The following is a 14195-nucleotide window of genomic DNA, read 5'->3' on the forward strand; positions in this document are numbered from 1 at the left end:
TGCTACTCGATGAAGGTCACGCTATCGACCAAGACCTGGAAGTAATCGTCTTTGACCCGAAGCGCGCCCGTTATGCGCACCGGGCAGACCGGCCCATTGTAATCGTTCAGATAGCAGGCTTCCACCCGCTCCAAGGTCGGTCTGTCGACTGCCATCTCGACCCGGAATTGACGCCTATCCTCAAGCCGAAAGGCGAGTAGATCGCTGACGAGGACACCAATCGTTCCATCGGCCACGATTTCCGTCCCATCCAATGCGGCAAGCGCATCTTCGACCGTCACGGCGTCCTGCGCCGCGACGGGGTTCGCCATCAGCCCGATCAGGGCGACGCATCTGAACATCTCAATCTCCCTCTGAAGCCGCCCGACGCTAGTCCGGCGGCCCTCTGCCGTCAAAGGAACATCCAATGAGCGCAGTCATCGGCGCCCTTCGGGGCGTTCTCTCGCTGGATTCGGCGGCCTTCGAGCGGGGCGCGAGGCGCGCGCAGGCGTCGATGAGCGGCCTGCAGCGCAACCTCGACCGGGCGGGGCGGCAGATGCAGGCGACCGGCGCGCGGCTGTCGGCGGCCGTCACGGCGCCGCTGGCGGCCGCGTCCGCCGCTCTGGTCACGTCCGCAACCCGTGCGGCTGTCGAGACCGAGCGCCTGGCCGCGCTGTCCAATGCCTCGACGCGCAGCTTCCAGCGGTTCGCCGCGGGCGCGAAGACCGCCGGTCTGGAATCGGACAAGGTCGCGGATATCCTGAAGGACGTGAACGACCGCGTCGGCGATTTCATCGCGACCGGCGGCGGCCCGATGGCCGACTTCTTCGAGAACATCGCGCCGAAGGTTGGCGTCACCGCTGAACAGTTCGCCAAGCTGTCCGGACCCGATGCGCTGCAGCTCTACGTCTCGTCGCTTGAGAAGGCGGGCGTCACCCAGCAGGAGATGACGTTCTATCTGGAAGCGATGGCGTCCGACGCGACGGCGCTGCTGCCCCTGCTGAGAAACAACGGCGAAGAGATGGGCCGCGTCGGCGATCAGGCCGAACGCCTTGGCGCCGTGATGAGCGAAGATACCATTGTGGCGCTGAACGGGGTGCAGGACTCGGTGCGCCGGGTGACGGCGAGCGGCACGGCGCTGCGCAACCAGCTTGCCGCCGCGCTGGCGCCGACGCTGCTGGAAATCTCTGAGCGCGTCGCGGACGTGACCGAGTGGTTCACCCAACTGTCGCCGGAGGCGAAGCGGTTCGCGGGCATCGCGGCGGCGGTGACGGCGGCGCTCGGCCCCGCCCTCGTGACGCTCGGCCTGATGGCGAGCGGCCTCGCCGCGCTCTCGGCGCCGTTCGTGTTGGTCGCCGTAGCGGGGGCCACGGCGGCAGTCCTGATCGCCCGCCACTGGAACAGTCTGTCGCAAACGATGCCGGACGGGACGAGCCGGATCCAGGCTGCAATGGCAGGGCTCCGTGCCTTCGCCTCCGACTTCTCGAGCTCCTTCGTCACGGCGGTCGCGCCGATGCGGGGCCTTCTCGACCAGGCGTGGGAGGGCATCGCGGGGACGTTCGAGAACATCGGATCGGCCATGGCCGCCATCGCGGCTGTCTTTACCGGCGAGGACGCCGAGGCGATCGACTTCGGCTTCAAGAGCTTCGGCGACTTCCTCGGAACGATGGCGGGGCACATCAGCACCGGCATCGCTGCAGGGCTGAACAGCATCGCGCAGTCGCTGGAATGGATCACCGCCTCAATCGGCGCAATCTTGCGCGGTGACCTTCCCGCTGCGCGCGCAGCTTGGGACGAGTTCGTTCGTGACGTCCTGGGGCCGATCACGCTGCCCGACTGGATCGCGAACGGCATCGACTTCTCGGCGGTGCTGGCGAGCGTCGAACGGATGGCCGACGACGCGCGCGCGGCCGTCGCCGATTGGGTCCGCGATATGCTCTTCGAGGGCACGCGCATCCCGGCGAACATCGCCGCGGGCATCGCGGCCGGGGTTGGCGAGGTCGTCGGCGCCCTCGTCGGCATCAAGGATGCGATTACGTCCACTTGGGCCGGGTTCTCCGGCGACTGGCGCAGCTTGGGCCAGAACGTGGCGATCGGCCTCGACGCCGGCATCCGCGACGAAGGCGGCACCATCGCGTCGACGGTCAACAATCTCGGCCTCGATGCGATCCGCACGATCCGCGACGCGCTCGGCATCCGGTCCCCCTCGCGCGAGTTCATGGAGATCGGCGGCTACCTGACCGAAGGTCTCGCCGTCGGTATCGCGGACGGGACGAACGACGTGCTGCGCCAGATCGAGGACCTGGCCGGGCGTGCCAATGCGCTCGGTGGCAACCTGTTCGCACAGATCGGCCAGAACATCGGAAACGCCATCGCGGGCGGCCTGACAGGCGGCAATGTTCTGGCCGGCATCAAATCGGCCATCGTGCAGCCGTTGCAGGCGTCGCTGGGCAACGCGATCGGAGGCGCGCTCAGCGGGGCCTTTAGCGCGCAGACCTTCACGATGGGCCAGCTTGCGGGAACCGCTCAGGCCGCGCTTGGCGGCGGGGCGGCGCTGCTTCCCGCGACCGGCCTTTTCAGCGGGATTGGCTCCGGCCTCTCCTCCGTTCTGTCTGGCTTCGGCACGGGCGGCTTTGCCGGCGGCTTCGGCGCCATCGGGTCGGCGCTGTCGGGCGCGACCACTGGCCTTGCCGGGCTGGGCACGGCCATCGGCGCGGCGATCCCCGTGATCGGGGCCGTGGGCCTGCTCTTCTCCGCCTTCAAAAGCAAGACCAAGCTGCTCGACGCGGGGCTGCGCGTGACCATCGACGGCATGGACAGCCTCGTCGAGACTTTCAAATACGTCGAGAAGTCGCGCTTCTTCGGCCTGTCCAAGAGCCGGAAGACCAGCTTCGCCGCCGCCGGCGAAGACACGGCCGCGCCGATCCAGGCGGCGGTCGACAGGGTCCTCACCGGCATCGGCAGCGCGGCGGACGCGCTCGGGCTGATGAGCGGGCGGCTGGACGAGTTCGCCCACGAGCTCAAGATCAGCACGAAGGACCTCAGCGACGAGCAGATCCAGCGCGCGATCGAGGATGCGCTGCGCGGCATGGGCGACGCGGCGACTGGCCTCATCGTCGGCAGCTACACGGAGAAGAAGCTCGTTTCGGAGGGGCGCGCGGCCACGTGGGAATACAATCCCGACAGAAATGACTTCTACACGACTCCGGCGGTGGAGCCGGTCTATGAGACGATCACCCACCTGAATGAAACGTTTGAGCGGCTGGTCCGCGAGGGCGAGAGTTCGTCAGAGGCGCTGCAGCGGCTGGCGGCATCGCTGGGCGCGGTCAACGGCGTCGCGGACACGCTCGACCACGCGATGCTCGCCGCATCCCTGCGCGGCGGCGAGCTCGCCTCGATCATCGTGGATGCGGCGGGCGGGCTCGACGCCTTCGGCAACGCCAGCGCGGCCTACTTCGCGGCCTTCTATACCGATCAGGAGCGGCTTGACGTCGCGGTGCGCCAGCTTGGCGCGCGGTTTGCCGAGATCGGCGTCGCGATGCCGAAGACCCGCGATCAGTTCCGCGCAATCATCGAGTCGCTGGACACGACGACGGATCACGGTGCCAAGACCTACGGGCAGTTGATCGCCCTGGCCGGAGCCTTCGCCGAGGTCACGCCCGCGGTCGCGGAAATGTCGCGGCAACTGGCCGGGCTTCTGGGCGGCGTCGGTTCGGAGCTCGACACGCTGCTCGGGCAGACCACGGCGGCGATGCAGGCCAACCGCACCGCGGCGGTCGCCTGGTATCGCACGGCCGAGACGCTGCGCGACATGATCGCGGACATGCGCGGCACGGCCGGGGCGCTGGTCAGCGGCGCGCAGGCGCGGGCCTTCGCCGACGCCCGGTTCCAGACGCTGGTCGCCTCGGCGATGGCCGGCGACGCCGCGGCGGCCACCGATCTGCCAAAGGCGGCGCGGGCGCTGCTCGATGCGGGGCGGGCGACGGCGAAGACGGCCGTCGAGCAGGCGCGGCTCGAAGCGCGGGTGCTGAACGATCTGCAGGGCGCCGCCGGCGTCGCCGACCTCGAGGGCGCGCGGCACGACGTCCTCGCCGGGCTGCTTGGCCAGCAGGTCGACCTTCTGGGCCAGGTCAGGGAGGCGATCCTGTCGGGCGAGGGCCTGACCGCCGCACAGCTGACGGCGTTCGAGGCGTCCCTTGGGTCGCTTGCCGGGGCCATTGAGGCCGTCGAGAGCATCAACTACGCGGACATCGCCGCCCGACTGGATGTCGTGCTTGAGGCGACCGACAACATGCCGCCCTGGCTGTCGAAGGCACTCGGCAACGCGGCCGCCGGCATCACCGCCGACGTCGAGTTCCTGGTCCGGGCCGAGAACCTGACCCCGGATCTCCGCTGGATCGCGCTGAACGCGGCCTCGGAGCATCTCAAGACCGTCGAGTTCCTGGCCGACAACCGGATGGGCCGCGAGGTCACGCGGCTGGCGCTGGCGACGTCGTCGGACCTGTCTCGGACCGTCCGCGCGGTCATCGCCTCGGGCATCGACGTGGATGCGAAGCGGCTGGCCCTGACCGCGGGCTCGGAGCTCACGCGATCGGTTCGGGCTGTGCTTCAGCGCGACCGCTCCGACCGCGACGCGCTGAAGCTGGCCCTCGCCGGGATCGGGACCTACTCCGTCGCCGTCCGCGCGACGCTCAACCCCGACGGAATCGACAAGGAGGGCAAGCGGTTCCTGCGGCAGCTTGAGGCCACGGGCACCGTCACGCGCGGTATCCGCGGGTTCCTCGCGGCGCAGAATATCAGCCCCTTCGACAAGGAATGGCTCGGCCAGATCGCGCGCGGCGACGGGTCTGCGTCCCGCACGATCAAGGCGTTCCTGGACAGCAGCGGGATCGGCAAGGAGGCCAGGACGTTCCTGCGCGCGCTGACCGGCGCCGACACCACGGGCAAGATCACGCTGGATGGCGGCTTCCGCTTCGACCCGTCGACGGGGTTCCAGACCTGGTATGAGGCGACCGCCCGCGAGCAGTTCGCGGCGCCGTCGGATCGGCTGCGCGCGGGCCTCGACGCGCTGCGCGACGCGGTGCTGGCCGAGACTGCCGATCGCAAGGCCGCAGAGGCCCGTCAGGCGGCCATCGCCAAGGCGCAGGGCGCGCTCGGAGAGGCGGCGGCGAAATCCGACCGGATCACGACGAGGGCGCAGCGGGTCATCGCGGATATCGAGGCGCTGGAGAAGGCCACCGGCGTCACGCTCAAAAAGCATGGTCGAGACGCGGTGATGAACGTCGGCGCGGACGGTTCCATCGCCTATGAGGCGACCGAGGTCGAGTATGGCTCCGGAGCGGACATCACCAAGTTCAGCAACGTGTTCTGGGGGCGCGGCGGACTGGAAGACCAGCTCGTCGGAATGCTCAGACAGCCCGGCAACATCGCAGACCGCATGGAGGCGCTGCGCGCCAGGATCATCGACCTCGGCGGCGTCCCGGCCTTCGCGACGGGCGGCCTGCACATGGGCGGCCTGCGCCTCGTCGGCGAGCGCGGCCCGGAGCTGGAGGCGACGGGTCCGTCCCGGATCTACAGCGCCGCGCAGACGCGGGCGATGATGGGCGGCGGGGACGACGTCGCGCGCGAGATCAGGTCGCTGCGCGACGAGGTCAGCCGCATGCGCGAGGAGCAGCGCCAGCTTGGAATGCAGACCGCGGCGTCGACCAAACGGACGGCGGACAGCCTGCGAAAGTTCGATATCGACGGCCTCCCGGCGGAAAGGGTCTGATCCATGCGCGTGGTCGAACCGATCTCCGTTACCGACGCTGTCCTCGACGCCTCCACCGGCTCCAACATCCCCGAGGACGATCACGCCGAATGGTCGTCCGGGACCGCCTACGTCGTCGGCGACCGGGTCATTCTGGCGTCGACGCATCGGATCTATGAGGCGCTTGTCGACAACACCGGCGTGGACCCCGCCACGGACATCGGCACGACCTGGCTGAACATCGGCGCGACGAACCGATGGAAGGCGTTCGACAAGCTGATCTCCGATCCGGTGACGAAAGCGGGCGATATCGTCTACACGCTCGTCCCCGGCACCATCGCGGACGCCATCGCCTTCTTCGGGTTGAACGCTTCGTCGATCCGGGTCGTCTGCACTGATCCCACCGACGGCGTGATCTACGACGTGACCCGGCAGATCGTCGACAACAGCATCGTGTTCGACGGGTTCAGCTACGTCTTCGAGCCGGTGATCTACGAGACGCAGGAGATCTTCACCGGCTTGCCGATCTACACCGGCGTCGAGGTCGAGATCACGATATCGAGCGGCGGGACGACGGCGGTCGGGCAGATCGTGCTCGGACGGGACCAGGTTCTCGGGACCACGATGCCGGGCACCGGGATCGGGATCGAGGACTTCTCGCGCAAGGAGCGCGACATCTTCGGCAACGCGGTCCTCGTCGAGCGGCCCTTCGCCCAGACGACGGACTTCCAGTTCACCTTTCCAACCGACGGGGCGCGCCGCGTCGCGGGCATCCTTGCCCGCCTTCGGGCCAAGCCGGCGGTCTACTACGCAGGAGACGGCACCAGCATGTTCGGCACCACGATCTACGGTTTCTACCGTGATTTCAGCATCCCGCTGACGACGACCATCTCCTTCGGCACTCTCGAAATAGAAGGATTGACCTGATGCCTGCACCCAGAGTTTCCGCGCTTCCGGTCCCGCCCAGCAGGCAGTCCCCGTCGACCTTCTCGGACCGCATGGACACCTTCCTTGCCGCGTTCCCGACGCTCCGAACCGACGTCAACGCGCTTGCGGCCTACCTGGAGGATCTGACCGGGGGCGTCACGCTCAAGGCCTTCGGCGCGGTCGGGGACGGCACAACCGACGACAGCGCCGCCATCGCCGCTGCTCACGCGGAAGGCGCCCCGGTAGACTACCGCGCTTTGAGCTACAACGGCGACGAGTCCACCGGGTATTTCAGCGTTTATGGCGCGACGAAGTACAAGGCGGCTTCGGCATCCCGCCTGCAATACGGGCTTGCATCAGATCCGGTGGACGACCCCGAGCCTATCCAGGCGGTCGTGAAGTTCAGCGATGCCTCTCGCGCCGTCGACACAGCGGCATGGGACCAGACCGGATATTATGGCCTCATCAAGGTCTCGGGGGATGCCTACGCGACGGCCTTGACGGGCTATGCGCGCGCGCAAGCGGGGTCCGGCGATATCATCGGCGTTCACGGGCGCGCGCGCCTCGACACCGCCAATGCGGGGCGCGGATATGCCGGGTGGTTCTACGCGGAAGTGTTCGGGACAAAGACGGCCGCGCACGCGCTCGAACTCAATATGTGGCACGACACCGATCCTGGGCATTCCGCGACTGGCGGGAAAAGCCAAGGCATTCGGATCGCCCCCGCTGACAGCACAAGCGCGGCTAACCGGATGTCGTCTGCAATCTCCATCGGGCCGAGCACGACGGGCGGGACAGACAACGGCTCGTGGACCGGGATCTGGATTGAGCCGGGCTCGATCGTTCGCAGCGCAGGTGTGACCGATGATGGCGAGGCGATGCTTATCAATTCGCCAAAGGTCTCCACAGGCTCAATTGGCGGGATCAGGTTTCAACAACAGGCTGGGGATGCAGGCGTCTTCAAATATGCGTTGAGAACCGACGAGGCGACGTTCAGCAGCAACAACGTCCTGCTGATGGGGACGGGGCAGAAAATCCGCTGGGGCAACTCGTCAACCGGCGTGGCCCTCACCGGCGGCGCCACGTCGCTGGCTGTCGAGAACGGTGTCGTGAACATCGCGGACCCGGACGGCACTGCGGCCCTGCAGGTTGCCGGAACGAATGTCCTCGGGCCTCGAAAGACTGGCTGGACCGCCGCCACCGGCACCGCAACGCGGACCACCTTTGCCACATCGACCGTCACCACGGCGCAACTCGCCGAGCGTCTGAAGGCGCTGCTGGACGACCTCACCACTCACGGACTTATCGGAGCCTGACATGCACCTTACCGATCCTGATACCGGACACACGATGGATGTGCCCGAGGCGCAACCGACGCACGAGACGGTGCAGATGCCCATCGGCCTCCTGGCGGCGATCAAAGAGATTTTCCCCCAGCTACCGGCAGGCGCTTTCTCCGCGCCGGTCGGGGCTGTGGCGAAGCTGCTCCGCGACGTGGAAGCGTCGAAGCGGATCGACTGACCGTGACGGAGGACGAAAAGAGCAAGCTGGACGGACCCGCAAGCAGGTCCGGCGGGAACTTGTTGGCGAGCGACCAAGGATGAACATGCCCATGATCGAGAACAGCGAGCGCGGGATCACCCTCAACAAGACGCTGGCGTGGGGGATGCTGCTGTCGCTCGTTTCGGCTGTCTGGTTCGGGGGCACGACCGTCGCGGACCTGCAGGCATCGACGGAGAACCTGGACGCGGCGATCCGCGAGACCCGCGAGGTCGCGGCGGCGGACCGGCGCACGGCCCTGCAGATCGAGGCGCGGGTGCGGGCGCTGGAAACCAATGCCAGCCGGCAGGATGCGCGCTTCGACGCGCTGCGGCAATCGCTCGATGAGGTGAAGGCCGGCCAGCAGGAGACGAACGAGCTCCTGCGCCGCCTGATCCGCGCCCCGTCCGAGTAGTCCCCTTCCCCATCCCCACAGGAGGCCCGGCGCGCGAGCGACCGGGATCGACGCCATGCCTCATCATCCCGCGCATCGCCTGCTCCAACTCGGGGCCAGGTCCCTCGGCTTCGACCCCGGCCCGATCGACGGCTGGTGGGGGCCGAAGACCGACACCGCGCTGACCGCGCTGGCCACGAGCGGTCCGCTCAAGTCGAGCGGCTGGGCGGTGCTGACGCTCGAGCGCGGCCTGCACGATCTCGGCTGGCTCCCGTCGACGCCCGACGGTTCCTGGACCGCCGCCACGCGGATCGCTCTGCAGCGCGCCGCCGATGCCGATGGCGCGGCCGCCGCAGCCTATTCCGCGCGGCCCGACGAGATCCTGACGCCCTACAAGCCGGCGCTGCGCCCCGTGGATCACGGCAACGTGCTGCGCCAGGGCTCGGCCGGCACCGTCATCACCGGGTTCTGCCTGCATTGCGCCGCGGTGCCGGGCAGCTGGGCCGTGGGCAAGACCAACGAGGAGATCGTCGCCGCCGTCCGACGCATGCACACCGACCCGAAGTCGCAGGGCGGCCGGGGCTGGTCCGACATCGGCTACACGTCCGTCGGGTGCCCTGACGGCGAGGTCCTGGACGGTCGGCCCAGCAGCCGGATCCCCGCCGGGGCGATCGGCTACAACGCCGGCTGGTGGCACCACCTGATGATCGAGGTCCGCACGATCAACCGGACGCGCCGGCCCGAGGATTACTTCACCGCCGAGACCCTGGCGGCCGGCAAGGCGCAGATCGCGGCCGTCGCCGCGCGCACGCCGATCAAGCGGCTGATGGGTCACAACGAGGTCGCCGCGAAGCTCTGCCCCGGGTTCGACGTCGTCGACCGCGAGTGGACCGACCTGGCCGTTGCATGACGCTGCCCCCTCCAATCCCCGACGAGCGCTTCGCGCTCGTCCTCACCGCCGCCGCGATGGCGGCACTCTCCCGAAAGGACCGATCCCATGAAACGCCTTATCACCCAACCGACCGCCGCGCCGACCCGCAAGCTGTGGGCCGTCATCGCGACGGGCGCCATCATGGGCGGCGTCACCGCGACCGTAGACGCGATCCCGGCGCTGGCGCCCGCCGCGCTCTATCTTGACCAGGCCGAGGTCTGGGTCACGGCCGGCCTGATGGCCCTCGCGGGATACATGACCCGCGACCGCGCGTGACCATCGCCCTCAGCATCGCGGGCGCCCTGATCGCCGGGGCGTCCGTGTTCGTCGTCGCCTGCTGCATCGCCGCGGGCCGCGCCGATGCTTCTCACCTCCACCGGCATTCCGCCTCCGACCCACGAAAGGGCTGACCCCATGAGCTTCGGCAACACCTTCGAGAATGATCTCGTCGCGCTGATCTTCAACGCTACGGCGATCGCGAACCTCGCGGACAACGCGGCGACGTCGCCGCTGACAAACCTCTATATCAGCCTGCACACGGCCGATCCCGGCGAGGCAGGCGACCAGACGACAAACGAGAGCGCCTATAGCGGCTATGCGCGGCAGGCCGTCGAGCGATCCGGGTCCGGCTGGACCGTCACGGGCAACGTGGCCAGCCTGGCGGCGAGCGTCGATTTCCCGGAGGCTCCGGGCGGCACGCCCACGGTCACGCACGTCGCTGTCGGCACGGCGGCATCCGGCGCAGGCAAGATCCTCGCCTCGGGCGCGCTCGGGTCCAGCATCACGATGGCGTCGGCGACCATCCCGCGGATCACCACCGCGACCACGTTCACGCTGGACTGAGCGCATGGCGACGCTGACGGCGAAGCGCGGCGATACGCTGACCATCAGCGGGACGCGCACCGACGCGAGCGGCAGCGCCGTGTCGCTCGTGGGGGTCTCGATCGCTTGCGAGATCGTTCTGGGGGCGCTCCGGTACGCCCTGACCGTCGAGGTGATCGACGCGGCGGCAGGAACCTTCTGGCTCGTGCTGGATGCCGCGACGGCGGCCACGCTGACGCCCGGGCTCTGGTCGGGCGACGTCGAGTTCACGGACGCCAGTGGCAACGTGACCTCCACCGAGACCTTCCGACTGCAGATCATCGAGGACGTGACGAATGCCGCCGATTAGCCTGTTCGGGCCGCGCAACTCGATCGACGTGGATCTCGCCGCCGGCGGGTCCGCGTCCTTCGGCGCGGCCCGGCTTTCGTCCATCGCGCCGGTCCAGAACGGCACCTTCGGCGCGTCCGCTGCCATGACGGCGGTCGCGCTGCTGTCGGCCGTCGGCCTGGCGGTCGCTGTGGCGCCAGCGGCCGCCAGCCTCACCGCCTCGGCCACGCTGTCCGGCGCGGCCACCCGCATCGTCTCGGCCTCGGCGAACATGGTCGCGACGTCCAGCCTCGCGGCGGCCTCCGATAGCCCCGTCCAGGCGCGTGCGGCCAGCTTGACAGCGACGGCCACGCTGTCCGGCGCGAGCGACAGCGTGGCCGTGTCCGAGCGATCGGCTGCACTCGTCGGCACGGCCACGCTCGCGGCCGTCGGGCAGGACGCCAGCGCCCCGCAGGTCGAGGCCAGCGCGGCGATCAGTGCCACCGGCACGCTGTCTCCGGCGGGGGTCGGCGTCGGCACGGCCAGCAGCGCCATGACGAGCTCTGCCGTCTTCTCCGCCGTGGCAGAGCCGGTCAGCGTCGCCCCTGCGGCGGCTTCGATTACGGCGAGCGCGACCGTCTCGGCGGAAGCCACGGCCATCGCCTTGGCGTCGGCGGCGCTCACGGGGACGGCGACGGTCTCGGGCGCGGGAGAAGGTGTGGCGGTCGGAGGCGCCGACACTGCAATCACTGACCGCGCGGGCAGCGATATCCTCGATCGCGCAGGCAGCACAATCACCTTGAGGGCAGCATAATGGCCAATATTTTCGATATGGTTGACGTCTGGAACGACGCTGGCACCACGTTCACAGCCATCAAGATGGACGTGACGGATACGGCGTCGGCGTCAGCGAGCTTACTGCTTGATTTGCAAGTCGGAGGCGACAGCAGGTTCAAAATTAGCAAAGTCGGAGATGTGACGCTAAACTCCGGGCGGCGGTTTATCTCACACGAAGATGGCTCAGAGATCATCCTTCTAGGGTCAAATAACTCGCGAACTATTCAGTTATTGCGGGCAGCATCTCAATTCGTAGACGGCCTTGTCGTGGAAAAACGCGCTTCTACTATGGGTTTCAAGTGGGGAGAAGTTTCACTCGGCGCCGTCAGCAATATCGACCTGGAGCTAATGCGCGACGCAGCGGACATCCTTGCTCTACGCCGAAGCACAAACGCTCAGACGTTCACCGTCTACAATACCTATACAGACGCCTCCAATTACGAGCGCCTGAAGGTCGGCTGGGCTGCGAACGCGCTCGAACTCAAGCCCGAGGCAGCGGGCACAGGAACCACCCGCGTCCTCCATATCTCGGGCCTCCCGACATCTAACCCCGGAGCGGGCATCCTCTGGAATGACGCAGGCACAGTGAAGGTGGGCACGTAATGCAGATTACTCTGACACTCAGCATGGGCGAGGCGCAGGCCATCGCCGACTTGATGGACCCGCATATCCGTGCGGGCGGGATTCAGGCTGCGGCGGTCTACGGCCCCGTCGCCCGGCAAATTATCGAACAGGCACAAAAGGCAAAACAGGAGACGGAAAATGGCGACGCTGATACTGACGGTTGAGGGCGAGACCATCGGCTCTGCCACCGTCACGACCACGCTGACCAAGGTGGAAAGCGACCGGCTGACCGCGTATCTTGCGGCGATGCACGGCGTCGATGCGGAGGGCAATCCGCGAGACCTGGAAGGCATGGTCCGCGCCTATTGGGCCGGGGTCGTGCAGGGCACCGCTGCGAATGTCGAGAGGCACGAGCGAGAGGCGGCGGCGCAGGCGGCACGGGATGCTGTCGGGCCGCTCGTCTACAGCGTCGCGTGACTCTCCCCGCGCCCGAACCGCCAATCGTCGTCGGGCGCCTCGCGGTCCAGCCGGACCAGGTGCGCGGGTGGCTGGACGGTGAGCCGCTAAAACTCACAGTCGGATGCGCCCAGGTTCTAGGGGCGTTGGCGCGGCGGCCCGACGTGCTGTTCAGCCGCGCCCAGCTTCTTGACGTGCTGGATGTCTACGTGGCCGACCGTAGTATAGACGGCTACGTCAAGAACATTCGCAAGGCGCTGCGGGAGGTGGACCCAGACGCGGGGGAAATCATCGCGACGGTCTACGGGGTGGGCTACAGGCTCGATCCCGAAGCGTGCGGGGCCTAATCGGAGGACACCGCCTCACCAGAAACGTTGTGGGCCTCGAGCAGGAACAGCTGAGCGGAGACGTTCTCGATCACCATCCTCTCGTCGGGATAGAAGGATCCGAAGAAGATCCCGACCTCCTCTCCAGGTTCGAGCCCGCCTCGTATCGGGCGGATGCGTGGGGGCTGGCCGGGGAAGCCCTCCTCGGACCAAGGAATGGACCGTCCCGCTTCGCTCACCCGGAGGGCAAAAGAGACGGTCGCGATGGGTTGGGAAGAACGGCTCACGATCCGGCACTGGATCGTGTAATCGCTAAACTGCTGATCGGAGATAGAGCAGCCCAAGACCTCGACCGCGTCGGTCTGGTCGAAATCCTGCGCTACTACGGGTGTGGCCAAGATCCCCGCCAGGACAGCCGCTTTCCACATCTCTCATTCCTTCCCGAAACCTCTGGTCAGCATGGCGCGCAGATTTCCCGCGTTCAAGGACCCCGCCAACGTCGCAGGTCGCCGAGGGCTTCCCGAACCGTTGCGACAGCGTATGTTCCCCGGATGCCCCTCGTCTGGCGCCTCGACCCGAAACAGCCCGCTGGCTGGTATCGCCTCTACGACGGCGATCTCTCCATCGCGTCGGCCTGGTGCGTCTCCGGTGGGCCGTCCCGAGGCACTTGGCAGTGGGCGTGCCATTGGATCGGCGGGGTGGTGGTCGTCAGGTCGGGCGGGGCGGAGACGCGGGAGCAGGCGATGGCCGCCGTCCGCGAGCGCGTGCTGGCCGAGCACGACAATGGCACGGAGCCGCGGGATCTGATGCCGCCGGGCTATCGGCGGGGGCGAGAGGGCTGACGACCTTCGGTGTCACGTCCTTCATCTCGTCGGGCGGGACACCCTCGGCATATCGGGCCGCCGCGCGGAAGATCGCCTCGGCGTCGTCCAGGACTTGCACCCCGTCGGGTGGCTGTGGCGGGGCGCCCCATTGCCCCGAAATGCGGTCAGCCACGCTTCGCGCCTCGATATCGCAAAGGTGCAGCCATTCGTCCGACAGGACAGCCACGGCCTCTGTCAGCGTGTAGCGACGTTCAGCCATCACGTCTCTCCTTCGGCTCCGACGGGGGACACCCTCATCAGAACCCGTTGATTCATATGGAGCCGCATGGGCCGCATATGGGGGACACCACGGCCAAGAAAACAAGGGCTCTGAGCGCGAAATGCGGCGCCGCCCCCGGGCGCCACACTCGCGCATCGACGAGCCCGCCCGGTTTCCACCGCGCGGCCTAACGTATTGACGCGAAACGGCACCGTTCCGCCTTGGTTTCCAGCGCAAGGCACTGACGGATGGGGATTCTGGCACTTCTCCCCAGCGCGCCA

General features: G+C 67.8%; 18 protein-coding genes. 16 read left to right on the forward strand and 2 right to left on the reverse strand.

The features are described from left to right. Positions 1-2 precede the first annotated feature (2 nt). Positions 3-311, reverse strand: coding sequence for a hypothetical protein (locus tag DR046_RS20195; protein WP_135227350.1), 309 nt, complete (start codon positions 309-311; stop codon positions 3-5). A gap of 95 nt (positions 312-406) precedes the next feature. Here DR046_RS20195 and DR046_RS20200 point away from each other — a divergent pair, with 95 nt between their 5' ends. From DR046_RS20200 to DR046_RS20255, 15 genes are all read left to right on the forward strand, one after another. Then, complete coding sequence (locus DR046_RS20200) at positions 407-5749, forward strand: phage tail family protein (RefSeq protein WP_115384171.1); 5343 nt, start codon at positions 407-409, stop codon at positions 5747-5749. A gap of 3 nt (positions 5750-5752) precedes the next feature. Next, positions 5753-6655, forward strand: coding sequence for a hypothetical protein (locus DR046_RS20205; RefSeq protein WP_115384172.1), 903 nt, complete (start codon positions 5753-5755; stop codon positions 6653-6655). A 71-nt stretch (positions 6656-6726) separates the two neighbouring features. After that, positions 6727-7971, forward strand: coding sequence for a hypothetical protein (locus DR046_RS20210; protein ID WP_115384173.1), 1245 nt, complete (start codon positions 6727-6729; stop codon positions 7969-7971). Position 7972: 1 nt separating this feature from the next. Further along, a complete protein-coding gene (locus DR046_RS20215) occupies positions 7973-8176 on the forward strand; it encodes a hypothetical protein (RefSeq protein ID WP_115384174.1) in 204 nt (67 codons plus the stop codon). Between the two features lie 91 nt (positions 8177-8267). Then, positions 8268-8609: a hypothetical protein gene (locus tag DR046_RS20220; RefSeq protein ID WP_115384175.1), complete on the forward strand. Its 342-nt coding sequence runs from the start codon at positions 8268-8270 to the stop codon at positions 8607-8609. Between the two features lie 55 nt (positions 8610-8664). Then, complete coding sequence (locus DR046_RS20225) at positions 8665-9498, forward strand: peptidoglycan recognition protein family protein (protein ID WP_115384176.1); 834 nt, start codon at positions 8665-8667, stop codon at positions 9496-9498. Between the two features lie 87 nt (positions 9499-9585). After that, entirely contained in the window at positions 9586-9795 is a 210-nt protein-coding gene (locus DR046_RS20230) for a hypothetical protein (protein ID WP_115384177.1), read from the forward strand. Further along, a complete protein-coding gene (locus DR046_RS23815) occupies positions 9792-9929 on the forward strand; it encodes a hypothetical protein (protein WP_167767206.1) in 138 nt (45 codons plus the stop codon). The genes DR046_RS20230 and DR046_RS23815 overlap by 4 nt, the downstream gene beginning before the upstream one ends. Positions 9930-9933: 4 nt before the next feature. Beyond that, a complete protein-coding gene (locus DR046_RS20235; RefSeq protein WP_115384178.1) occupies positions 9934-10362 on the forward strand; it encodes a phage tail fiber protein in 429 nt (142 codons plus the stop codon). A gap of 4 nt (positions 10363-10366) precedes the next feature. Next, a complete protein-coding gene (locus tag DR046_RS20240; protein WP_115384179.1) occupies positions 10367-10690 on the forward strand; it encodes a hypothetical protein in 324 nt (107 codons plus the stop codon). Beyond that, a complete protein-coding gene (locus DR046_RS20245; protein ID WP_115384180.1) occupies positions 10677-11462 on the forward strand; it encodes a hypothetical protein in 786 nt (261 codons plus the stop codon). Before DR046_RS20240 ends, DR046_RS20245 begins: the two co-directional genes overlap by 14 nt. Then, positions 11462-12088: a hypothetical protein gene (locus DR046_RS23330; RefSeq protein ID WP_135227351.1), complete on the forward strand. Its 627-nt coding sequence runs from the start codon at positions 11462-11464 to the stop codon at positions 12086-12088. The genes DR046_RS20245 and DR046_RS23330 overlap by 1 nt, the downstream gene beginning before the upstream one ends. Beyond that, positions 12088-12273, forward strand: a complete 186-nt coding sequence (locus tag DR046_RS20250; RefSeq protein ID WP_115384181.1) for a hypothetical protein — start codon at positions 12088-12090, stop codon at positions 12271-12273. Before DR046_RS23330 ends, DR046_RS20250 begins: the two co-directional genes overlap by 1 nt. Next, a complete protein-coding gene (locus DR046_RS23335) occupies positions 12248-12526 on the forward strand; it encodes a hypothetical protein (protein WP_135227352.1) in 279 nt (92 codons plus the stop codon). The genes DR046_RS20250 and DR046_RS23335 overlap by 26 nt, the downstream gene beginning before the upstream one ends. Continuing rightward, positions 12523-12852, forward strand: a complete 330-nt coding sequence (locus tag DR046_RS20255) for a winged helix-turn-helix domain-containing protein (RefSeq protein ID WP_167767207.1) — start codon at positions 12523-12525, stop codon at positions 12850-12852. Before DR046_RS23335 ends, DR046_RS20255 begins: the two co-directional genes overlap by 4 nt. On the opposite strand, the gene DR046_RS20260 is transcribed toward DR046_RS20255, so the two are convergent. Further along, complete coding sequence (locus tag DR046_RS20260; protein ID WP_115384183.1) at positions 12849-13259, reverse strand: hypothetical protein; 411 nt, start codon at positions 13257-13259, stop codon at positions 12849-12851. The two genes, DR046_RS20255 and DR046_RS20260, sit on opposite strands and share 4 nt — an antisense overlap. 123 nt (positions 13260-13382) lie before the next feature. Here DR046_RS20260 and DR046_RS20265 point away from each other — a divergent pair, with 123 nt between their 5' ends. Then, positions 13383-13673, forward strand: a complete 291-nt coding sequence (locus tag DR046_RS20265; RefSeq protein WP_115384184.1) for a hypothetical protein — start codon at positions 13383-13385, stop codon at positions 13671-13673. The last annotated feature ends 522 nt before the right edge of the window (positions 13674-14195 follow it).

Origin of the sequence: Jannaschia formosa, from assembly GCF_003340555.1 — a bacterium.
GTDB lineage: Bacteria > Pseudomonadota > Alphaproteobacteria > Rhodobacterales > Rhodobacteraceae > Jannaschia > Jannaschia formosa.